At 62.5% G+C, this 20070-nt stretch carries 23 protein-coding genes; 17 read left to right on the top strand and 6 right to left on the bottom strand.

Features of this window, described 5'->3' with window-relative positions:
• Window positions 1–43 precede the first annotated feature (43 nt).
• From ACJ8PE_RS12660 to ACJ8PE_RS12650, 3 genes are all read left to right on the top strand, one after another.
• Window positions 44–802 (top strand): helix-turn-helix transcriptional regulator, encoded by a 759-nt coding sequence (locus tag ACJ8PE_RS12660; protein WP_046898053.1) that lies wholly within the window; start codon window positions 44–46, stop codon window positions 800–802.
• 220 nt (window positions 803–1022) lie between these two features.
• Window positions 1023–2324, top strand: a complete 1302-nt coding sequence (locus ACJ8PE_RS12655; RefSeq protein ID WP_033641752.1) for an NAD(P)/FAD-dependent oxidoreductase — start codon at window positions 1023–1025, stop codon at window positions 2322–2324.
• 18 nt (window positions 2325–2342) lie between these two features.
• Window positions 2343–2708, top strand: a complete 366-nt coding sequence (locus ACJ8PE_RS12650; protein ID WP_015376517.1) for a cupin domain-containing protein — start codon at window positions 2343–2345, stop codon at window positions 2706–2708.
• Between the two features lie 38 nt (window positions 2709–2746).
• Here ACJ8PE_RS12650 and ACJ8PE_RS12645 read toward each other — a convergent pair whose 3' ends face one another.
• The 5 genes from ACJ8PE_RS12645 to ACJ8PE_RS12625 all read right to left on the bottom strand — a co-directional run bounded on the left by ACJ8PE_RS12645 (window position 2747) and on the right by ACJ8PE_RS12625 (window position 7250).
• Window positions 2747–3553: an alpha/beta hydrolase gene (locus tag ACJ8PE_RS12645; protein ID WP_197761318.1), complete on the bottom strand. Its 807-nt coding sequence runs from the start codon at window positions 3551–3553 to the stop codon at window positions 2747–2749.
• Between the two features lie 95 nt (window positions 3554–3648).
• A complete protein-coding gene (locus tag ACJ8PE_RS12640) occupies window positions 3649–4761 on the bottom strand; it encodes a class II histone deacetylase (RefSeq protein ID WP_033651377.1) in 1113 nt (370 codons plus the stop codon).
• On the bottom strand, window positions 4758–5945 hold the full coding sequence (locus tag ACJ8PE_RS12635; RefSeq protein WP_404769013.1) for an MFS transporter: 1188 nt from the start codon (window positions 5943–5945) through the stop codon (window positions 4758–4760). Before ACJ8PE_RS12635 ends, ACJ8PE_RS12640 begins: the two co-directional genes overlap by 4 nt.
• Before the next feature lie 140 nt (window positions 5946–6085).
• A complete protein-coding gene (locus tag ACJ8PE_RS12630; protein ID WP_033651375.1) occupies window positions 6086–6733 on the bottom strand; it encodes a helix-turn-helix transcriptional regulator in 648 nt (215 codons plus the stop codon).
• 328 nt (window positions 6734–7061) lie between these two features.
• Entirely contained in the window at window positions 7062–7250 is a 189-nt protein-coding gene (locus tag ACJ8PE_RS12625; RefSeq protein WP_197761322.1) for a hypothetical protein, read from the bottom strand.
• A 96-nt stretch (window positions 7251–7346) separates the two neighbouring features.
• Between ACJ8PE_RS12625 and ACJ8PE_RS12620 the strand changes: the two genes are divergently transcribed.
• The 7 genes from ACJ8PE_RS12620 to ACJ8PE_RS12590 all read left to right on the top strand — a co-directional run bounded on the left by ACJ8PE_RS12620 (window position 7347) and on the right by ACJ8PE_RS12590 (window position 13353).
• A complete protein-coding gene (locus tag ACJ8PE_RS12620) occupies window positions 7347–8840 on the top strand; it encodes an APC family permease (protein WP_197793642.1) in 1494 nt (497 codons plus the stop codon).
• Window positions 8815–9405 (top strand): DUF3156 family protein, encoded by a 591-nt coding sequence (locus ACJ8PE_RS12615; protein WP_089192545.1) that lies wholly within the window; start codon window positions 8815–8817, stop codon window positions 9403–9405. The genes ACJ8PE_RS12620 and ACJ8PE_RS12615 overlap by 26 nt, the downstream gene beginning before the upstream one ends.
• Window positions 9398–10180, top strand: coding sequence for an SDR family NAD(P)-dependent oxidoreductase (locus ACJ8PE_RS12610; RefSeq protein WP_046688188.1), 783 nt, complete (start codon window positions 9398–9400; stop codon window positions 10178–10180). The genes ACJ8PE_RS12615 and ACJ8PE_RS12610 overlap by 8 nt, the downstream gene beginning before the upstream one ends.
• 10 nt (window positions 10181–10190) lie before the next feature.
• Window positions 10191–10988 carry a molybdenum cofactor biosynthesis F family protein gene (locus tag ACJ8PE_RS12605; protein ID WP_033651371.1) on the top strand — a complete coding sequence of 266 codons (798 nt, stop codon included), beginning with the start codon at window positions 10191–10193 and terminating at the stop codon, window positions 10986–10988.
• Window positions 10989–10992: 4 nt separating this feature from the next.
• Window positions 10993–11781 carry an SDR family oxidoreductase gene (locus ACJ8PE_RS12600; protein ID WP_404769014.1) on the top strand — a complete coding sequence of 263 codons (789 nt, stop codon included), beginning with the start codon at window positions 10993–10995 and terminating at the stop codon, window positions 11779–11781.
• Window positions 11782–11903: 122 nt separating this feature from the next.
• The gene (gene abiEi / locus ACJ8PE_RS12595) at window positions 11904–12437 is read left to right on the top strand and encodes a type IV toxin-antitoxin system AbiEi family antitoxin (RefSeq protein ID WP_197793639.1); all 534 of its coding nucleotides are present in this window, start codon (window positions 11904–11906) and stop codon (window positions 12435–12437) included.
• Window positions 12430–13353 carry a nucleotidyl transferase AbiEii/AbiGii toxin family protein gene (locus tag ACJ8PE_RS12590; protein WP_197793638.1) on the top strand — a complete coding sequence of 308 codons (924 nt, stop codon included), beginning with the start codon at window positions 12430–12432 and terminating at the stop codon, window positions 13351–13353. The genes abiEi and ACJ8PE_RS12590 overlap by 8 nt, the downstream gene beginning before the upstream one ends.
• Before the next feature lie 98 nt (window positions 13354–13451).
• On the opposite strand, the gene hpaR is transcribed toward ACJ8PE_RS12590, so the two are convergent.
• Window positions 13452–13904, bottom strand: a complete 453-nt coding sequence (gene hpaR / locus ACJ8PE_RS12585; RefSeq protein ID WP_033651369.1) for a homoprotocatechuate degradation operon regulator HpaR — start codon at window positions 13902–13904, stop codon at window positions 13452–13454.
• A gap of 328 nt (window positions 13905–14232) precedes the next feature.
• Here hpaR and ACJ8PE_RS12580 point away from each other — a divergent pair, with 328 nt between their 5' ends.
• The 7 genes from ACJ8PE_RS12580 (at window position 14233) to hpaI (ending at window position 20070) form a co-directional block, all read left to right on the top strand.
• Window positions 14233–14865, top strand: a complete 633-nt coding sequence (locus ACJ8PE_RS12580) for a fumarylacetoacetate hydrolase family protein (protein ID WP_033651368.1) — start codon at window positions 14233–14235, stop codon at window positions 14863–14865.
• On the top strand, window positions 14862–15626 hold the full coding sequence (locus ACJ8PE_RS12575; RefSeq protein WP_016929192.1) for a fumarylacetoacetate hydrolase family protein: 765 nt from the start codon (window positions 14862–14864) through the stop codon (window positions 15624–15626). The genes ACJ8PE_RS12580 and ACJ8PE_RS12575 overlap by 4 nt, the downstream gene beginning before the upstream one ends.
• The gene (gene hpaE / locus ACJ8PE_RS12570; protein ID WP_033651367.1) at window positions 15623–17077 is read left to right on the top strand and encodes a 5-carboxymethyl-2-hydroxymuconate semialdehyde dehydrogenase; all 1455 of its coding nucleotides are present in this window, start codon (window positions 15623–15625) and stop codon (window positions 17075–17077) included. Before ACJ8PE_RS12575 ends, hpaE begins: the two co-directional genes overlap by 4 nt.
• A 50-nt stretch (window positions 17078–17127) precedes the next feature.
• Entirely contained in the window at window positions 17128–17985 is an 858-nt protein-coding gene (hpaD, locus tag ACJ8PE_RS12565) for a 3,4-dihydroxyphenylacetate 2,3-dioxygenase (protein ID WP_015376537.1), read from the top strand.
• 9 nt (window positions 17986–17994) lie between these two features.
• Complete coding sequence (locus ACJ8PE_RS12560; protein ID WP_004933172.1) at window positions 17995–18381, top strand: 5-carboxymethyl-2-hydroxymuconate Delta-isomerase; 387 nt, start codon at window positions 17995–17997, stop codon at window positions 18379–18381.
• Between the two features lie 14 nt (window positions 18382–18395).
• A complete protein-coding gene (gene hpaH / locus ACJ8PE_RS12555) occupies window positions 18396–19199 on the top strand; it encodes a 2-oxo-hept-4-ene-1,7-dioate hydratase (RefSeq protein ID WP_033641768.1) in 804 nt (267 codons plus the stop codon).
• 76 nt (window positions 19200–19275) lie between these two features.
• Entirely contained in the window at window positions 19276–20070 is a 795-nt protein-coding gene (hpaI, locus tag ACJ8PE_RS12550) for a 4-hydroxy-2-oxoheptanedioate aldolase (RefSeq protein WP_033641769.1), read from the top strand.

Below are 20070 nucleotides of genomic sequence, written 5' to 3'. Positions count from 1 at the left end.
GAAATCGGTAGATTGTTAATGTGTTAATAATGGCGAGGCGGGTATGGAAATTCAGGTTGAACGCTTGTCTGCGGTGATCGATGCGGTGGCCAGCCCACGCTTTTATCCCAGCCTGTTGAACTGGCTGGAAGGGTTTTTCGCCTTCGACAACGCCATCGTCTATGCCTTCGAACGCGGCCGGCCGCCGCGCTGCCTGATTAAAACCGAGCGCGAAAACAGCGACGCGGTCAATCAGCTCTACCAGCAGGGCGCCTACCTGCAGGATCCGTTTTACCGCGCGCTGAACGACGGCGGCGAAGGTGAGGTGCTCACGCTGCGCCAGCTGGCGCCCTGCGGGTTTTATCACAGCGACTATTACCGTAACTTTTATCGCAAGACCGGCTGGCACGACGAGGCCGGCGTGCTGCTGCAATTGACGCCGGAGCGCGGGCTGGGGGTATTTTTCGGCTCGGCGCGCCGCACGGTGGCGGTGCGCTACCCGCAGCGGGCGGATCTGCGCAGCGCGTTGACGCTGGTGAAAAGCGTGGCGCGGCTGCACGGCGAAGTGGTGGCGGCGCCAGCCGAGGCCGCGACGGTGAACGATGACGGCGCCCAGGCGCGCTATCTGCTGACGCCGCGCGAGCGCGAGATTGTCGATCTGATCCTCGCCGGCTGCGGTTCGCAGCAGATTGCCGACCGGCTGTTCATCAGCCTCGGCACGGTAAAAAACCACCGCAAGAACATCTACGGCAAGCTGAACATCGGTTCGCAGGCCGAACTGTTCAGCCTGCTGCTGGCCGCCCCGCAGCGGCGCAGCGCGTGAATGTATCGATCTATCCCCTATAGCTTTCAAGCTACAGCTAGGCGGCCAGGACGAGCGTCCCCAGGAGCTTACTTAGGTAAGTGACTGGGGTGAACGTCAGCAGCCAACAACGCTGTAGTTTGAAAGATGAAGGGGACGAATGTCCCTAAGGGGACATAGCGAACGATCCCACCGCTCCCGATAATCCGATGTCATGGCATAGGCAATCGGGAGTGCGGCAGTGAACAACGAAATCGAGTCCTTAACCTACTACGCGGCGACCAAAAAATACGATCTGCGCTTCCCGACGCTGGAAGAGGATCTGGACGTTGACGTGGTGATCATCGGCGGCGGCTTCTCCGGCATCAACACCGCGCTGGAGCTGGCGGAGAAGGGCATCACCAACATCGCCATTCTCGAGGGTCGTTATCTGGGCTACGGCGGCACCGGGCGCAACGGCGGCCAGGTGATGGCCGGCATCGGCCACGATCTGGAGAAGATCAAACGCCACGTCGGCCCGTCCGGGCTGGAAACCATCTTCAAGATCAGCAACCTCGGCGCCGGCATTATCCGCGAGCGCATCAAGAAATATGACATCGACGCCGACTTCTGCTTCGGTTACGGCTACCTCGGCAGCAACGCACGCCAGGAGAAGACCCTGCGCGGCTGGCTGAAGGAGTTCAGGGCGGTGGCGCCGCAGGAAGAGATCGAACTCTACACCGGCGCGGAAGTGAAGCAGGTGGTGGGCTCCGACGCCTACACCTGCGCGCTGAAACACATGGGCGGCGGCCATGTGCATTCGCTCAATCTGTTGCTGGGCGAGGCCAAGGCGCTGAGCGGCTATGGGGTGAAAATCTTCGAGAACAGCAGCGTGCTCGACGTGGAGTATGGCCCGCGCATCACGGTGCGCACCGCCATGGGCTCGGTGCGCGCCAACAAGATGCTGTGGGCCTGCAACGGCTTTCTCAACGGCATGGAGCCGCAGATCTACCGCAAGACTATCAATACCTACGCCTTCCAGCTGGCCACCGAGCCGCTATCTGACGATCTGATCCGTCAGATCAGCCCGATCCGCGGCGCCTACAGCGACATCCGCCCGGTGATCGACTATTACCGGGTGACCAACGAGAACCGGCTGCTGTTCGGCAGCGCCACCCGCCTGATCGAATACTTCCCGTCGGATCTCAAGGCCTGGAACCGCAACCTGATGCTGAAGGTGTTCCCGTACCTGAAAGACGTGAAGATCGATCTGGCCTGGGGCGGCCCGCTGTGCTGCAGCGCCAACCTGTTCCCGCAGATCGGCACGCTGCCGGATCGCGACAACGTGTTTTACGTGCAGGGCTACTCCGGCTTCGGCGTGACGCCGAGCCACATCGTTTGCAAGGTGCTGGCGGAGGGCATGAGCGAAGGATCCGATCGTTACGATCTGATGAGCTCGATCCCGCACGTCAACATTTTCGGCAAGGACAAGCTGCGGCGGGTGATGACCACCGCCGGCAAGGTTTGGCACCAGACATCCGGCTACTGGAAAGGCCGCCGTTAACCCTCAGAGGAGAATCACATGAAACCGTTACTGCTTAAACAACCGCTGCCGGAACTGCTGGAGATCGGCAGCGTCAGCAACCTGGGCGCCACGGTGATCGCCGGCACGCCGAACGTCGGCGTGGCCAGCATCTTCGGCGAACCGACCGACAACCTGAACTGCGGCGTGTTCAGCTGCACCCGCGGCAGCTTCGTGATGGAGTACCCGTTCGCCGAGCACGCCACGGTGTGGGAAGGCAGCGCCACCCTGACCAACGAACGCACCGGCGAGTCGGTGCAGTATCAGGCCGGCGACTCCTGGTTCGTCGAGAAGGGCACCCCGGTGCGCTGGGACATCACCTCGGATCGCTTCGTCAAACACTACCTCGCCATCGTCGAGGGCTGACGCTTTTATGCCCCCTCAGCATGCTGAGGGGGAACGCCTTAGCCCAGCGCCCGCGCAATAAAATCGGTCACCCGCTTGAGGATCTGATCCTTATTGGTTTCGTTAAAGCTCTCGTGCCGCCCGCCTGCATTGATCAGCTGTTCGAAGTCGTCGCCCTGCAGACGATCGAGCGCGGTTTGCGTTTCACTCATCAGCACCAGCCGATCGTCGTCGCCGTGGATCCACAGCGTGGGCAGCGCGCCGAAGCCCGGCCCGGCGTTGATGGCGGCGAGCATCCGCTGCATGGCGCGCAGGGTGGGGCGCTTGAACGGCCCGTGCCACACCAGCGGATCCTCCTGATAGGCCGCGCCGACCGCCGGATCGCGCGCCAGGGTGGCGGTATCCAGCGGCGCGTCGGGGATCGTCGGCAGTTCGGCCAGATCGGAAATCGCCGTTCTGTCGCCGAGCAGCGGGCCGGACAGCACCAGCGCGCTCACCTCCTCGCCATGGCGCTGCACGTAGCGGGTGGCAATCATGCCGCCCATCGAGTGGCCGATCACCACCAGCGGCAAGGTGGGATATTGCTGCCGGAAATGGCTGACCACGCGCTGCACGTCGTCGACCACGGCGTCATAATCTTCGATCAGCACGCGTTCGCCCTGTGACAGGCCGTGGCCGAGATGGTCGGGGCCGAACACCCGCGCGCCCTGCGCCTGCAGCGTGCGCGCCACGTATTGATAGCGGCCGAGGTGCTCGCCGTAGCCGTGCACCAGCAACGCCAGATAGCGCGGCTTGTCGTTTCCCCAGTCGTGCACGGCGATGTCGCCGTGACGGCCTTTGATAAAGCTGACGGTTTGTTCGGACATGTTATTGTTCTCATTGTGGTAGGGTTGCCCTTCAGCGTAGCGGCTGGCGGCGAGGTTGTCAGGGGCGCCGGGTGCGGCGCCCGCAGAGAGGGGGGTTACAGGCCGAACTGGCGTGCCAACGCGTCGAGCGCTTCACGCTGGAAGCGGTTGAACGCGTCGCGCGGCTGCTGTTGCTGGATGAACGCCAGCAACGGATCCTGCACTTCCGTGCGCACGCCGCTCAGCTGTTCCATCACCGCCAGCCCGCAGAACGGCACGTAGGATTCGGCGTAGCCGCCTTCATGCACCATCACCAGTTTGCCGCCGCACAGCCGGTCGGCGGCCTCCTGCACCAGCGCGGTCATGGCGCGGAAGCTGTCGCTGTGCAGCTGCATGCGCGCCAGCGGATCGAGCGCGTTGGCGTCGTAACCGCAGGCGACGATGATCATCTCCGGCTCGAATTTTTCCAGCGCCGGGATGATGATGCGCCGCATGGCGTGCAGGTAGCCGTCGTCGCCGGCGCCGGCCAGCATCGGCACGTTGACGTTGCAGCCCGCCCCGTCGCCTTCACCGCGATCCCGTTCGCCGGAATAGCCCGCCGGGAAGCAGCCGTCCTGATGCAGCGACAGCGTCAGCACGTCGCCGCGCCGCCAATAGATGTGCTGGGTGCCGTTGCCGTGGTGCACGTCCCAGTCGAGCACCGCCACTTTTCCGAGGCCATAACGGGCCTTGGCGCGCTCGATGGCGATCGGGATATTGGCCAGGAAGCAGAAGCCCATCGATTGATCCGGCAGGCAGTGGTGGCCCGGCGGGCGCGACAGCGCATAGGCATTATCCAGCTCGCCCTGCAACACTGCCTCCACCGCCGCACAGGCCAGCCCGGCCGAGAGTTTGGCGATTTCATAGCTGCCCGGCCCCAACGGCGCCTCTTCCCCCAGCAGGCCGCCGCCGCTGTCGCTCACCTGTTTGAAGCGCTGCAGATAGTGGGCGGGGTGGATGCGCAGCAGGTCTTCTTCCGTCGCTGGTTCGGCGCTCAGCAGGGTGAGCTGGCGTGACAGGCCGGACACGTCCATCAGGTTCTTCATGCGCCGTTTGGTTTCCGGCGATTCGGCATGGCCGGCGCCCGAGGGCGGTTGCACCCAGCCGCCGACCGGCAGGGTGGTGGCGTGCAGGCCGGTGCTGTGCCAGAAACAGCGTTCATCAAACAAGAAACCGGTTGTTCTTTTCACCTTTCTCCTCCTGTTATATGGCGCGGTGCGCGCGGTGCAACCAGCGAAATCAACAGCAGCGACAGCAGCGCGCAGCCCAGCGCGCCGAACAGCAAGGCGTTGAAACCGCCGGAAGATTCGATCAGATAGCCGGCCAGCGTCGGGCCGATGGCCATGCCGCCGCCGATCACCAGGTTGATGCCGTTCATCAGCTTGCCGTCGTTATCCAACCCGGCGACCCGCGCCAGAATGAACGGCAGCACGAAGGTCCAGGTGAATTTGAACAGCAGGGCCGCCAGGGCGAAGCGCAGCAGCAAGGGTTGACCCGCCAGCAGCGCCACGCTGGCCAGCAGCAGGGCGTAACCGAGCGCGATCGGGCGCCCGCCGCCGAAGCGCGTGCCGATCAACGCTGCGGCGCCGGCGCCGACGATGCCGAGCAAGGTGGCGACGGCCAGCACCTGGCCGCTGTGGGCCGGCGACAGCCCGGCACCGGCGGCGATGCCGCCGATAAAGGTCCAGACCGCGCTCAGGCTGATGTAAAAGGTCAGCACCGCCAGCACGGCGCACAGCTTGCGCGTCGGCGAGGCGGCGGCTCCGCTGCGGGCGCTGCGCGCGGCGGTGAAACCGTTGGGAAACGCCGGGATGAGCGGCAGGCAGCACAGCATGATGGCGGCCAAAATCAGGTAGACCGCCATCAGGCCGAAGTGCGCGAACAGCGGCGGCAGCGCCAGCAGCCCCACCGCGCCCAGCACCAGCTGGCCGAGCACCCAGAAGGCATAGACCCGGCTGGGATTGGCGGTGCCGGCGGCGCAGGTGATGCACAGGATCATCAGGGTGCCGCCCGCCAACGAGGCGATAAAGCGCAGCGGCAGCAGCAGGGTGAAATCCTGCACCAGCGCCGAAGCCAGGTTGCCGGCGATAAACACCAGCGCCGACAGCGCAGCGACCCGCCGCCAGTTGATGCGCCCGATCCACCACCACGCCGGCAGCGTGGCCAGGCTCATGGCGCCGAGTTCGGTGGAGAACAGGCGGCCGATCTGCGCCGGGCCGAGCTGCCACTGCGCGGCGAGCTGGGCGGCCACGGCGGGGGCGGTCATCAGAATGCCCGGCGCGATGGCGGCGAAGACGATAATGGCGGTCAGCAGCCGCGGTGGGCAGGGGAGCGCCGCGCCGGCGGCGGGCGCGGAAACTGAATCACTGGACATAAACCTTATTCCCCAAGCGTTGAGTGACGATGAAATATCCCGCCCGGCCCGATTGCGGGCAGGGGGGAGCCGCGCCATAAATGGCGAATACGTTTTGGCGTTATTTTCCGGCCGCCGGCAGCGGCGGCCGTTATCGGACGTTAACCGTGGGCGAGAAAGCCGCCGGCGACCAGTTCGGTGCGGTTCACCACGTCGGTTTTGGCGAAAATGTTGCGCATATGGGTTTTCACCGTGGACAGCGAAATGCCCAGCTTCAGGGCGATGCGCTTATTGCTGGCGCCTTCGCGCACCAGGTTGACGATCTCTTGTTCCTTGGCGGTCAGCAGCTGCGCCTCGCTGTCGGGCAGCAGATCGCGCGTCGCCAGCTCGATCAGCGGCAGCACCGCGCGCAGGCGGCCGCGCTCCAATTCGGTAAACGGCGTATCGCGGATCAACGACACCCCGGCGACGATGCGTTTGCGTTGGCGAATGAAAATCTCCGTCATGTCGCGCATGTCGTTCGGCAGCATAAAGTCGTGGTAATAGCGGCGGTTGTCGGCGATCGCCGCCGGACTCATGCCGACCATGGTGATGTCTTGCCGATGGAAGTTGGCCGGCTGCAGCGGGTCTATTTGCTGGAAGTGGTTCAGGTATTGCTGATGCGTTTTATCGGGCATGCCGTGCAGGATGTAGTGATCCGGCCGCAGGTCGCGATCGACCAGATAAAACACCCCGGCGGACACCGGGATCAGGTGCGTGATGGTCGCCAAACAACTGTTGATAAAGGCATCGGATGCTGTGCTGTGCATGATTCGTATTCCTCCCTTTATCGTTCAATCTGGAGAATGTTGGCGGTCAATATATGAACGATACAAGCATAGTTGTAGCAATTTGGCAACACAATAAAAACATATTAACAACGTGAGGCCGATTGCAATAAAACACAGAAATAACAAGATGACACTGCGTTAATCAGGGCTTTTTTGTTCGGATTTATCGCGATTTTCATTAATAGGTTAATGAAATAATTCGACGTTTTTCTCGCTGAATTTACAACGCTTTTCAACGCCTGCCCGGGGGAGGCCATCGCCGCTGCGCGCGTGCTACAGCCGACGTCGCTTCCGCTGCCCCTCGTTCTTAAGAACGATGGCCAGGCTTTTCCGCCGTTGCGCATTGAAGATAGCGCCAGTCGGCGCCAAACGTATAAGACGAAAAAATGATGACCTTGCTTGGGCTGAGCCGATCCGCTTCATGCTGAGCGAGCGCGCCGCCGTGAGCGCGGCCGCAGGTTGAAACCGTCTCGTCCTTAAGGACGATAGTCAGCATTTTCCTTTCCTCTCTATAGTGAGATGACCGCCGCTGGCGGTGAAAAACCTGCAAGCACCTGCATGCATCAGGCCAAAACTATAAGAGGAAATAACCATGAACCTGTCGTCGCGGTTGCACGCCCACCTGGCTCGAGGCAAGGTCGGCTTTCCCACCACCCTGGCCAGTTCGGTCGGGGTGATCATGGCCAGCCCGGTGATCCTGACCGTTACCAGCGGCTTTGGCATCGGCGGCGACACCTTCGCGCTGGCGATGCTGATCGCTTTCGTCATGATGCAGGCGCAGCTCACCACCTTCTCCGAAGCGGCGGCGCTGCTGCCGACCTCCGGTTCCGTTTACGACTACATTTCCTGCGGCATGGGGCGCTTTTTTGCCATCACCGGCGCGCTGTCGGCCTACCTGATCGTGCATATCTTCGCCGGCACCGCCGAGACCATTCTCTCCGGCATTATGGCGCTGGTGAACTTCGAACACCTCAACACCCTGATGGAAAGCCACAACGCCTCCTGGATGGTCGGCGTCGGGCTGGTTGTCGTGTTCGGCCTGCTCAACGCGTTCGGTATCGAGGCCTTCGGCAAGGCGGAGATCGTGCTGACCTTCGCCATGTGGAGCACGCTGGTGATTTTTGGCATCGTCGGGCTGCTGTCGCCGCATGCGGTGCCGCTCGAAGGCTGGTTCGGCAGCACGTTGAACCTGAACGATCCCTTTGCGGTGTTCAGCCTGATCGGCATGGCGATGTTCATGTTCGTCGGCTGCGAGCTGGTGACGCCGATGGCGCCGGAGATCAAACGCTGCGATCGGGTGATCCCGCGGGCGATGGCGCTCGGGCTGTGCGGCGTGGCGGTGTGCATGGCGCTGTACGGCGCGGCGCTCAGCCACCAGGTGGAAAACGTGGTGATCGACGCCGCCAGCGGCACGCGCCTGCTGGAAACGCCGATGGCCATCCCGGCGTTCGCCGGCCAGGTGATGGGCCAGTTCGGCAAGTACTGGTTGGGCGTCGGCCTGCTGCTGGCGGGCGCGGCAACCATCAACACGCTGATGGCGGCGGTGCCGCGCATTCTGTACGGCATGGCGCTGGACGGCGCGCTGCCGCGCATGTTCGCCTATCTGCACCCGCGCTTTAAGACGCCGGTGGTCGGCATTCTGGTGGCGGTCTTGATCCCCTGCGTACATGCCTTCGCCATTCAGGGCAACCTCGACAAGATCATTCCGCTAGTGCTGGCGGCGGTGTGCGCCTGGGGCGTGGCCTACCTGCTGGTGACCTGCTCGGTGGTGATCCTGCGCCTGCGCCGCCCCGATCTGCCGCGTGCCTATAAATCGCCGTGGTTCCCGCTGCCGCAGATCGTCTCCAGCGTCGGCATCGTGCTGGCCATCGTCTACATCACGCCGCCGGGGATGAACCCGCGCGACGTCTACATTCCCTTCGGCTGGATGATCGGCCTGACCGCCGCCTATGCGCTGTTCTGGACGCTGTGCGTGCAGAAAGTGAATCCGTTCAAGCCGGTGCCGGTCGAGCAGGTGCTGGAGAACGCGTTCGCCAAGGGTGAAAACGAGGAGGCGCAGTTTGATCGGCTTACTTCCCTCACTTAATCGCGCCTGGCGGCGAGCGCCATCGGGCTATCGGCCGGGCGCCGCGCTGGATCGTCTGGCGCGCAACCTGGAACCCTACGCGTGCGAACGCCTGGCGCCGGGCCTGCTGCGGCTGACGCTGCCGCAGGGGCCGCAGATCGAGGTCAGCGAACAGGTGCAGGGGCTGTTTATGGCGCATATCGTCAGCCACCGCTTTCGGTTGCAGGGCACGTGCACAGCGCAGCCTCCGCTGACGCTGGACGTGGTGACCGGCGGCTGGCTGCGGCGGCGCGGAGTGCGCTATCTGCTGCGCCAGCGCCATGCGGCCGCGCAGCGGCTGTTGGACGGCCTGCTGCGCTACCCGCAGATCGGCGAGACGCTGGCGCAGCTGGATTTTCGCCGCGTGCGGCTGACGGTGAACGACGGGCGCTGGCAGGCGGATATCGAGCATTTCGCCGCCTCGGAGGTGGTCAGCCGCGTGCCGGCCGGCCGCCGCTATCTGCGGCTGGATGCCGAACAGCGGCGGCTGCTGTTGAGCAGCCTGCTGATGATCGGCCAACTGATGGAGAAGCTGAATCATGAATAGAGTGGTTGTGATTACCGGCGGCGGCACCGGCGTTGGCGCCGCCTGCGCCCGTTTGCTGGCGGCGCAGGGCGATCGGGTGTTCATCATCGGCCGCCGCCCGGAACCGCTGGCGGCGCTGGCGCAAGAGATCGGCGCGCAGGCGCTGGTGGGCGACGCCGCCAGCGGCGAGAGCTGGGCCCACACGCTGCTGCCGGCGATTCTGCGCGACGCCGGGCGCATCGACTGCCTGATCGGCAGCGCCGGCGGCATGGGCTTCAAGCGCATTACCGAGATGAGCGACGCGCAGTGGCAAGGGGCGATGGACAGCAACCTCAACAGCGCTTTCGCCAGCGCGCGCGCCTGCCTGCCGGAGCTGATTAAAAGCGGCGGCAACCTGCTGTTCGTGGCCTCTATCGCTTCGCTGGCCGCCGGGCCGGAGGTCTGCGGCTACGTCACCGCCAAGCACGCGCTGATCGGCCTGATGCGCTCCATCGCCCGCGACTATGGCCCGCTGGGCGTGCGCGCCAACGCGGTGTGCCCGGGCTGGGTGACCACGCCGATGGCGGACGAAGAGATGCAGCTGTTGATGGACGCCCATCAGATTTCGCTGGAGCAGGCTTACCAGATGGTCTGCCGCGACGTGCCGCTGCGCCGGCCGGCCAGCGCCGAGGAGATCGCCCGCGTCTGCCGTTTCCTCTGCTCCAGCGAAGCTTCAATCATTACCGGCGCGACGCTGGTGGCCGACGGCGGCTCCACCATTGTCGATGTGCCGACCCTGGCTTTCACTTCCCTATAAGGAGCATTCCATGAGTTCAGAAGCGGTATTCATTCAGGTTGGCGCGCTGGCGGAAGGCTTTGCGCCGCACAGCAATACGCTGGAACGCCAGCACGGTCTGGCGGGCACCACGCTGACGCTGCGTTTCAGCGACGGCGCGACGCAGCGCTGTCGGTTTACCGATGCGCAGACGCTGGAGTGGGGGGAGCGGCGCGGTATCGCCTATCGCGCCACCAGCATTCGCCCCGGCGTGCTATTCATCGATTTTCTCGATCCCGCCCGCGCCAACGCCAGCATTACGCTGGTATGCGACCGCAATCAGGGCAACTTCACTGCGGTATACGGCCAGCTGCCGGACGAAGCGCAGGCGCGGCTCGACGCCTTTAGCCGGGTGGAGCAGGGGCTGCCGCTGACCGCGGTCGAGGCCGAATTCCGCTTCGGCACGCTGGATGACGCCGACGCGGCGCCGCCGGGCTTTACCGATGAGCTGATCGGCATGCGCAACATGTACACCTACAGCCCGACCGAACGGTACGAGCACATCTACCTGAACGACAACTTTTACGCCTGGCAGTGTCTGGACGGAGTGGAGAAGGGGCTGGCGGACGTCGATCGCTGCCACTACGTGAAGGTGGCGGAGCAGCTTTATCTGTTCGTCTGGCGCGAGAAGATCATTCCGACGCTGGGCGTGGTGATGATCGATCTGCAGGGCATGCGCACCGACGGCAAGATCCTCGGTTATCAGGGCAGCGATTTCAGCGCGCTGAGCAACTTTGCGGTCGGTGCCCACGCACAGGTGCTGAACACCACGCGCCACCCGCGAGGATAGGCCGATGAGCGCAACCTATGCGGCCGAGGCCTTCGCCGGGCAGGCGGTGCTGGTGACCGGCGGCGCGCAGGGCATTGGGCTGGCGATCGTCAGCGCCTTTGCCCGGCTGGGCGCCGAGGTGACGATCGCGGACGTGCAGCTGCCGCAGGCGCAGGCGGCGGCGCAAACGCTGCGGGGCGAAGGGGGGAACGTACAGGCGCTGGCCTGCGATCTGGCCGAGCCGGGGCAGATTGCCGAGTTGGTGGCGGCGGTGGGCGAGCGGCACCAACGGCTGGACGTGGTGATCCACAACGCCGCCTATTTTCCGCTGACGCCGTTCGCCGCCATCGACGCGGCCCTGTTGCAACGCACGCTGAGCGTCAATCTGATGGCGCCGTTCTTTCTGGCGCAGGCGGCGCTGCCGTGGATGCGCCGCGCCGGCGGCGGCAGCCTGCTGGTGACCTCGTCGGTGACCGGCCCGCGGGTGGCGTATCCGGGGCTGGCGCATTACGCCGCCTCCAAGGCCGGGGTAAACGGCTTTATTCGCGCGGCGGCGCTGGAGTTGGCGGCGGAGAACATTCGCGTCAACGGCGTGGAGCCGGGGATGATCCGCACGCCGGCGATGGCCAACCTGGGCGACGCGCAGGTGAATCAGGCGATCGCCGCCGCGGTGCCGCTCGGGCGGCTGGGGGAACCGGAAGACATCGCCGCGGCGATGGTGTTTCTCGCCTCGCCGGCGGCGGCCTACATCACCGGCCAGACGCTGGTGGTGGACGGCGGCGCGCTGTTGCCGGAAACGAATGCTCACCGCTGATTTATAAGATTTTTTATGTATACAAATAAACCCCTTTTAAGGGGTTTATTTGTTAAGATGTTATTGTTATTGTATCTATACATAATCACCCCCAAATCGGGGAGGTTAGCAGGAGCGATACTGTGGATAAAATGACAGCCATCAATACGCTGGATAAATTCAGCAGGTTGGGAAAGCACATTTTTCTTACTCAAGATCTCGCCACCCTTTTCCCTGCCGAGTCGCCGCGAACATTGCAAAAATCAGTCGATCGTTTAGTGGCTGCCGGTATCCTTACGCGAGTGGCGAAGGGCGTTTATGCGAACGGCCGGGCTTCTCTGGGGGGGTACCCTCTTGAGAGCATCGCGATCAACCTCCGGCGGGGGGAATACAATTATATCAGCTTGGAATCTGCTTTATCTCAGTACGGCGTCATCTCACAGATTCCTATCGATAGACTCACTATCATGTCTACCGGCCGTTCTGGTGAATTCGTCACGCTCTGGGGCGTTATCGAAATCACCCATACCAGCAAGAAACCCATCGATATTCTTCGAGGCAGCCTTGAAGGCCGGGGCCCGCTCCGCATCGCGACGAAAGAAACGGCGATAAAAGATCTGTTTCGGGTCGGGAGGAATACGCACCTCATTCAACAGGGAGAGCTGACTGATGTCTGATTCCGTCGATTTTAATCAGCTGGTCGATGACATCGTCAGGTCAGGTAATCTGGCGTCCGTCAGGCCCGTGGTGGAAAAGGAGCTGTTGCATTATGACATTTTGTACGCGCTCGCGAATGCGGGATTCTTAAAGTCTCTGATATTTCAGGGGGGCACGTCGCTGCGCCTGTGCTACGGCTCTAACCGCTTCAGCGAGGACTTGGACTTTGCGGGAGGCCGTCATTTCTGCTCTGCAAACATGAAGGAAATTAAGGCGTGCATTGAGCGCTATGTCGGAAGTCGGTATGGCCTGGCAGTGACGGTTAAAGAGCCTGCGGAACTGAGACGGGAGCCTGACTACGTTGATGTTACCGTGGACAAATGGCAGATGTCGGTGACGACGTTCCCGGAACGAAAAGAATTACCGAAGCAACGTATCAAAATCGAGATAGCCAATATTCCAGCCTATACGAGCGATCCACGGATGCTGATAAGGAATTATTCTCAGTTGCCGGACGGTTATTCTGATTTGATTGTTCAGGTTGAGACATTGAATGAAATTATGGCTGACAAACTCGTTTCCCTGCCTGCGACTACGCGCCGCATCCGCTATCGCGACATCTGGGATCTGGCTTGGTTAAAGCAGCAAAATGTGGATGTTGATGCGGAGCTGGTGGCAAGAAAGCTGGCCGATTATGGCCTGGGTCCCAAGTTTGAAGCGCTGCTACAGGCTCGCATCGGTACCTTAAACGTCATTATCGAAAGCAGGGAACTCCAGGCTGAAATGAGGCGATTCCTGCCCGTTGAGGTTTATGAGCGCACCATCAGTCAGCCGCAGTTTATGCAATATCTTGAGACTACGTTGCGCGAGTTGCTGACTACCGTGCAAAGGCAACTCTACGATAAGCCTGCGGCTGTCCCACCGTTCAAAATGTAACGGCAATTTATCCCTCTAAGCCCGACGAGTTCGGGCTTTTTCTTGGGTAAAGGTTAGCCGCATAGTCAGTTGTCAATGGCGTATTCCGGCCAGTGGCGTCACTTCTTGGCGGGATGCGCGGTGACGTTGGCGGGCAGGCTGTCGCCCAGGGTGATCAGCTCGTCCAGCAACGTCATCAGCTGGTCCATTTTTTGCCGCGAAAAGGCGGATTCAATCTCGGCGTAGCCTTGTTCCACCTGATGGCGCGCCACTTCATACAGCTCCTGACCCTGCTGGGTCAGCGACACGTACAGCTTGCGCTGATCGTTGACCGGTTTAAGGCGGAAGATCAGCTTATCGCGCTCCATGCGCGACAGAATGCCGGTCAGGCTGGGACGCAGGATGCAGGTTTCCGCCGCCAGTTCGTGGAATTCGATCGAACGGCTGTTGGCCAGCACGCGGATGATGCGCCACTGCTGCTCGGTGAGATTGTGGCTTTTCAGGATCGGGCGGAAGAACCCCATGGCGGTTTCACGCGCCTGCAGCAGGGCGATGGTTAACGATTCATGCATAAGTTTGGCCTTAGCTATCAAGGTGTTCGTTGTTACGGCGCTCGTTATGGGGGCGCCTGCCCCGCAAAGCCCGATTTTGTTAATAACTTAATAGTAGCCAAAGTTACCCGTAGGGATAAAGCAAAAATGCGAGGCGCAGCTAAAAATGGCGTGAAAAATGGTTAATGCATTGAATAATCACGCTAATGTTCGTAATTTGTGAATATTTTGTTATCACGATCACAAATCACTCCAAGCGCGTTGCGTAAAAGCTGCACAGCGTATAAAAGTAATCATTAATATATTAATGAATGCCGGTTGTCATGTTTTTGCCATTGGAGGAGTTCGCATGAAAGGCACCGTATTTTCCGTTGCGCTGAACCACCGCAGCCAACTGGACGCCTGGGATCAGGCGTTTCACCAGCCGCCGTATCAAACCCCGCCCAAAACCCCGGTGTGGTTTATCAAACCGCGCAATACCCACCTCGCCAACGGCGGGGCGATCCCGTTTCCGGCCGGTGAAACCGTGCAGAGCGGCGGCACGCTGGCGGTGATCATCGGCGACACCGCGCGCAAGGTGCCGGCGGCGCAGGTGAGCCGTTATCTGGCCGGTTACGCGTTGGCCAACGACGTCAGCCTGCCGGAGAGCAGCTTCTATCGCCCGGCGATCAAGGCCAAATGCCGCGACGGCTTCTGCCCGCTGGGGGAGATGGGGCAGTTGGAGAACGCCGATCGGCTGGAGATCGTCACCGAGATCAACGGCGTGGAGCAGGATCGCTGGTCCACCGCCGATCTGGTGCGCTCGGTACCTGAGCTGATCGCCGCCATCAGCGATTTCATCACCCTGCAGCCGGGCGATGCGGTGCTGATCGGCACCCCGCACCAGCGGGTGGCGATCAAACCGGGGGATGAGGTGACGGTGCGCGCCGCCGGCCTGCCCACGTTGACCAACCGCGTCACTCAGGCAGGAGCCGCATCATGAAACATGCCCGTATTCGCCATCATGGCCAGATCGTCAACGTTCAGGTAGACGACCAGCTGCGCGTCACGCTGCCGAACGGCGAGGTGCTGCAGGAGCGTGAAGTGGAATGGCTGCCGCCGGCGCAGGGCACGGTGTTCGCCCTGGGGCTGAACTATGCCGACCACGCCAGCGAGCTGGAATTTAAAGCACCGGAAGAGCCGCTGGTGTTCCTCAAGGCGCCGAACACCCTGACCGGCCACCGTCAGGTGTCGGTGCGTCCGGCCGGCGTGGAGTACATGCATTACGAAGCCGAGCTGGTGGCAGTGATCGGCAAGACCGCGCGCAACGTCAGCCGCGAGCGCGCCATGGAGTATGTGGCGGGTTACACCCTGTGCAACGACTACGCCATCCGCGACTACCTGGAGAACTACTACCGGCCGAATCTGCGGGTGAAGAGCCGCGACACCCTGACGCCGATCGGGCCGTATATCGTCGATCGCGACGACGTCGCCGATCCGCATCGGCTGGCGCTCAGCACCTACGTCAACGGTGAGCTGCGCCAGCGCGGCAGCACCGCCGACATGATTTTCGACATTCCGTTCCTGATCGCCTACCTGAGCGAATTCATGACGCTGCAGCCGGGCGACATGATCGCCACCGGCACGCCGAAAGGGCTGGCCGACGTGCAGCCGGGCGACGAAGTGGTGGTGGAGATCGAAGGTATCGGCCGTTTGGTTAACCACATTATCAGTGAAAAAGATTACGAGGAGAGCCTGCGATGAAAACCATCAACCACTGGATCAACGGTAAGAACGTCGCCAGCAAAGAGTATTTCACCACCACCAACCCGGCGAACGGCGAGGTGCTGGCGGAAGTGGCCTCCGGCGGCCAGCTGGAGATAGACCAGGCGGTGGCCGCAGCGAAAGAGGCGTTCCCCAAGTGGGCGAATACGCCGATGAAAGAGCGCGCGCGCCTGATGCGCCGTTTGGGTGAACTGATCGACCAGAACGTGCCGCAGATCGCCGAAATGGAAACCGCCGACACCGGTCTGCCTATCCATCAGACCAAAAACGTGCTGATCCCGCGCGCCTCGCACAACTTCGAATTTTTCGCCGAGGTGTGCCAGCAGATGAACGGCAAGACCTACCCGGTGGACGACAAGATGCTCAACTACACGCTGGTGCAGCCGGTGGGGGTATGCGCGCTGGTGTCGCCGTGGAACGTGCCGTTCATGACCGCCACCTGGAAAACCGCGCCTTGCCTGGCGCTGGGCAACACGGCGGTGCTGAAAATGTCCGAACTGTCGCCGCTGACTGCCGATCGCCTGGGCGAGCTGGCGCTGGAAGCCGGCATTCCGGCCGGGGTGCTGAACGTGGTGCAGGGCTACGGCGCCACCGCCGGCGACGCATTGGTGCGCCATAAAGACGTGCGCGCGGTCTCCTTCACCGGCGGCACCGCCACCGGCCGGCGCATCATTGAAAGCGCCGGGCTGAAGAAATTCTCCATGGAGCTCGGCGGCAAGTCGCCGGTGCTGATCTTTGAAGACGCCGACATCGAGCGGGCGCTCGACGCCGCGCTGTTCACCATCTTCTCGATCAACGGCGAACGCTGCACCGCCGGTTCACGCATCTTCATTCAGGAGAGCATCTACCCGGAATTCGTCAAACGTTTCGCCGAGCGCGCCAACCGTCTGCGCGTCGGCGATCCGCAAGATCCCAACACCCAGGTGGGTGCGTTGATCAGCCCGCAGCACTGGGAAAAAGTCTCCGGCTATATCCGCCTCGGGGTGGAGGAAGGGGCGACCCTGTTGGCCGGTGGCCCGGATAAACCGGCCGGCTTGAGCCACGGCAACTTCCTGCGCCCGACGGTGCTGGCGGATGTCGACAACCGGATGCGCGTGGCGCAGGAGGAGATCTTCGGGCCGGTGGCCTGCCTGCTGCCGTTCAAATCAGAAGAAGACGGCCTGCGCATGGCCAACGACGTGGAGTACGGCCTGGCGTCGTACATCTGGACGCAGGATGTGAGCAAGGTTCTGCGCCTGGCCCGCGGCATTGAAGCGGGCATGGTTTTCGTCAACACCCAAAACGTACGCGATCTGCGCCAACCGTTCGGCGGCGTGAAAGCCTCCGGCACCGGCCGCGAAGGCGGGGAATACAGCTTCGAAGTGTTCGCCGAGATGAAGAACGTGTGCATTTCCATGGGTGATCACCCGATCCCACGCTGGGGTGTTTAATCAGACCCCGGCATCGTTCACGGAATCATTTTTGTTTCATGTGAGGACTTATGGGTAAGTTAGCGTTAGCCGCCAAGATTACACATGTGCCATCGATGTATCTGTCGGAAATCCCTGGGAAAAACTTTGGCTGCCGGCAGGCGGCCATCGACGGCCATAAAGAGATCGGCGCGCGTTGCCGCGAGATGGGCGTCGACACCATCGTGGTGTTCGACACCCACTGGCTGGTGAACAGCGCCTATCACATCAACTGCAGCGCGCATTTCTCCGGCGTGTACACCAGCAACGAGCTGCCGCATTTCATCCGCGACATGACTTACGACTACGACGGCAACCCGGCGCTGGGCCAGCTGATCGCCGATGAAGCCTGCAAGCGGGGCGTACGCGCCAAGGCGCACGACATCCCGAGCCTGAAGCTGGAATACGGCACGCTGGTGCCGATGCGTTACATGAATGCCGACAAGCATTTCAAGGTGGTGTCGATCTCGGCGTTTTGCACCGTGCATGACTTCGCCGACAGCCGCCGGCTGGGCGAGGCGCTCAAAAGCGCCATCGAGAAATACGACGGCACCGTGGCGGTGCTGGCCAGCGGCTCGCTGTCGCACCGCTTTATCGACGATCAGCGCGCCGAAGAGGGCATGAACAGCTACACCCGTCAGTTCGACCAGCAAATGGACGAACGGGTGGTCAAGCTCTGGGAAGAGGGGCGCTTTCGCGAGTTCTGCGAAATGCTGCCGGAGTATGCCGATTATTGCTACGGCGAAGGCAACATGCACGACACCGTGATGCTGCTGGGCCTGCTCGGCTGGGACAAATACGACGGCAAGGTGGAGTTCATCACCCCGCTGTTCGCCAGTTCCGGCACCGGGCAGGTCAACGCCGTGTTCCCTTTGCCCGCTGAAGCCTGAGGTGTGTGAATGCCCCATTTTTACGCTGAATGTACCGACAACATCCGCCGCGAGGCGGATTTGCCCACCCTGTTCGCCAAGGTCAACGAGGCGCTGGCGGCGACCGGCATCTTCCCGCTGGCCGGCGTGCGCAGCCGGGCCATCTGGCTCGATACCTGGCAGATGGCCGACGGCAAGCAGGATTACGCCTTCGTGCACATGACGTTGAAAATCGGCCACGGCCGCAGTCTGGAAAGCCGTCAGCAGGTGGGCGAGATGCTGTTTGCGCTGATCAAGGAACACTTCGCCGCGCTGATGGCGCAGCGTTACCTGGCGCTCTCTTTCACCATGGAAGAGCTGGATCCGGTGCTGAATTACAAACAGAACAATGTCCACGCGCTGTTCAATAAAGCGTGAATAAGGGGTCGTAAATGCTGGATAAAGAGCAGGTTAACCGCGCCGTGCAGCGCCTGCATCAGGCGGAAAAGAGTCGTGAGCAGATCCGCGCGCTGTCGCTCGATCATCCCGAGATCACCATCGAAGACGCCTACGCCATTCAGCGGCAGTGGGTGGCGCTGAAGATCGCCGAGGGGCGTGCGCTCAAAGGCCACAAGATCGGCCTGACGTCGCGCGCCATGCAGGTCAGCTCACAGATCACCGAACCGGACTACGGCGCGCTGCTGGACGACATGTTCTTCAACGACGGCAGCGATATTCCGATCGATCGCTTCATCGTGCCGCGGGTGGAGGTGGAGCTGGCGTTCGTGCTGGCCAAGCCGCTGCGCGGGCCGAACTGCACGCTGTTCGACGTCTACAACGCCACCGACTACGTCATTCCGGCGCTGGAGATCATCGACGCGCGCAGCCACAACGTCGATCCCGAGACGCAGCGGCCGCGCAAGGTGTTCGACACCATCTCCGACAACGCCGCCAACGCCGGGGTGGTGATGGGTGGGCGGCCGATCAAGCCGGATGCGCTGGATCTGCGTTGGATCTCTGCGCTGCTGTACCGCAACGGCGTGATTGAAGAGTCCGGCGTGGCGGCGGCGGTGCTCAATCATCCGGCCAACGGCGTGGCCTGGCTGGCCAACAAGCTGGCGCCGTATGAGGTGGAGCTGGAAGCGGGGCAGGTGATCCTCGGTGGTTCTTTCACCCGGCCGGTGCCGGCGCGGCGCGGCGATACTTTCCACGTCGATTACGGCCCGATGGGCTGCATCAGCTGCCGCTTCGTCTAATAAGCAGGCTCGGCGAACCGAGCCGCAATAACCGGGCGGGGGCCACGCGCCGCGCCCGCTTGTCAGGGAGAATACGATGTTAACTAACCACTTCAAGCGAGCGCTGCAGGAAAAACGCCCGCAGATCGGGCTGTGGCTCGGGCTGTGCAGCAGCTACAGCGCCGAACTGTTGGCCGGCGCCGGTTTCGACTGGCTGCTGATCGACGGCGAACATGCGCCCAACAACGTGCAGACTGTGCTGGGGCAGCTGCAGGCGGTCGCCCCTTACCCGAGTCAGCCGGTGGTGCGTCCGCCGTGGAACGATGCGGTGATCATCAAGCAGCTGCTGGACGTCGGCGCGCAAACCTTATTGATCCCGATGATTCAGAACGCCGAACAGGCGCGCGACGCGGTGCGCGCCACGCGCTATCCGCCGCATGGCGTGCGCGGCGTCGGCAGCGCCCTGGCGCGCGCCTCGCGCTGGAACCGGGTGCCCGATTACCTGCAGCAGGCCGACGAGCAGATGTGCGTGCTGGTGCAGATTGAAACCCGCGAGGCGGTGAAAAACCTGGAGGCGATCCTGCAGGTGGAAGGGGTGGACGGCGTGTTTATCGGCCCGGCGGATCTCAGCGCCGACATGGGCTTCGCCGGCAATCCGCAGCATCCGGAGGTGCAGCGCACCATCGATGACGCCATTGCGCGCATCCGCGCCGCCGGCAAGGCGCCGGGCATTTTGATGGCCAACAAGGCGCTGGCGCAGCGCTATCTGGAAGCCGGTGCGCTGTTCGTCGCGGTAGGGGTGGATACCACCCTGCTGGCGCGGGCGGCGGAAGCCCTGGCGAACGAGTTCAAACAGGGCGGGGCGCAAGCGCCTTCATCGGGAGTCTACTGA

It is taken from the genome of Serratia sp. CY74737 (genome assembly GCF_052166775.1).
GTDB lineage: Bacteria > Pseudomonadota > Gammaproteobacteria > Enterobacterales > Enterobacteriaceae > Serratia > Serratia ureilytica.
The sequence above is the reverse complement of the archived record's forward strand: the minus strand, read 5'-3'. Positions and strand labels throughout refer to the sequence as shown.

Coding starts and splice junctions, on each gene's coding strand:
- ACJ8PE_RS12660 (WP_046898053.1), top strand. CDS start 44: ATGGAAATTCAGGTTGAACGCTTGTCTGCGGTGATCGATGCGGTGGCC.
- ACJ8PE_RS12650 (WP_015376517.1), top strand. CDS start 2,343: ATGAAACCGTTACTGCTTAAACAACCGCTGCCGGAACTGCTGGAGATC.
- ACJ8PE_RS12645 (WP_197761318.1), bottom strand. CDS start 3,553: ATGTCCGAACAAACCGTCAGCTTTATCAAAGGCCGTCACGGCGACATC.
- ACJ8PE_RS12635 (WP_404769013.1), bottom strand. CDS start 5,945: ATGTCCAGTGATTCAGTTTCCGCGCCCGCCGCCGGCGCGGCGCTCCCC.
- ACJ8PE_RS12630 (WP_033651375.1), bottom strand. CDS start 6,733: ATGCACAGCACAGCATCCGATGCCTTTATCAACAGTTGTTTGGCGACC.
- ACJ8PE_RS12625 (WP_197761322.1), bottom strand. CDS start 7,250: ATGCTGACTATCGTCCTTAAGGACGAGACGGTTTCAACCTGCGGCCGC.
- ACJ8PE_RS12620 (WP_197793642.1), top strand. CDS start 7,347: ATGAACCTGTCGTCGCGGTTGCACGCCCACCTGGCTCGAGGCAAGGTC.
- ACJ8PE_RS12610 (WP_046688188.1), top strand. CDS start 9,398: ATGAATAGAGTGGTTGTGATTACCGGCGGCGGCACCGGCGTTGGCGCC.
- ACJ8PE_RS12605 (WP_033651371.1), top strand. CDS start 10,191: ATGAGTTCAGAAGCGGTATTCATTCAGGTTGGCGCGCTGGCGGAAGGC.
- ACJ8PE_RS12600 (WP_404769014.1), top strand. CDS start 10,993: ATGAGCGCAACCTATGCGGCCGAGGCCTTCGCCGGGCAGGCGGTGCTG.
- ACJ8PE_RS12590 (WP_197793638.1), top strand. CDS start 12,430: ATGTCTGATTCCGTCGATTTTAATCAGCTGGTCGATGACATCGTCAGG.
- hpaR (WP_033651369.1), bottom strand. CDS start 13,904: ATGCATGAATCGTTAACCATCGCCCTGCTGCAGGCGCGTGAAACCGCC.
- ACJ8PE_RS12580 (WP_033651368.1), top strand. CDS start 14,233: ATGAAAGGCACCGTATTTTCCGTTGCGCTGAACCACCGCAGCCAACTG.
- ACJ8PE_RS12575 (WP_016929192.1), top strand. CDS start 14,862: ATGAAACATGCCCGTATTCGCCATCATGGCCAGATCGTCAACGTTCAG.
- hpaE (WP_033651367.1), top strand. CDS start 15,623: ATGAAAACCATCAACCACTGGATCAACGGTAAGAACGTCGCCAGCAAA.
- hpaD (WP_015376537.1), top strand. CDS start 17,128: ATGGGTAAGTTAGCGTTAGCCGCCAAGATTACACATGTGCCATCGATG.
- ACJ8PE_RS12560 (WP_004933172.1), top strand. CDS start 17,995: ATGCCCCATTTTTACGCTGAATGTACCGACAACATCCGCCGCGAGGCG.
- hpaH (WP_033641768.1), top strand. CDS start 18,396: ATGCTGGATAAAGAGCAGGTTAACCGCGCCGTGCAGCGCCTGCATCAG.
- hpaI (WP_033641769.1), top strand. CDS start 19,276: ATGTTAACTAACCACTTCAAGCGAGCGCTGCAGGAAAAACGCCCGCAG.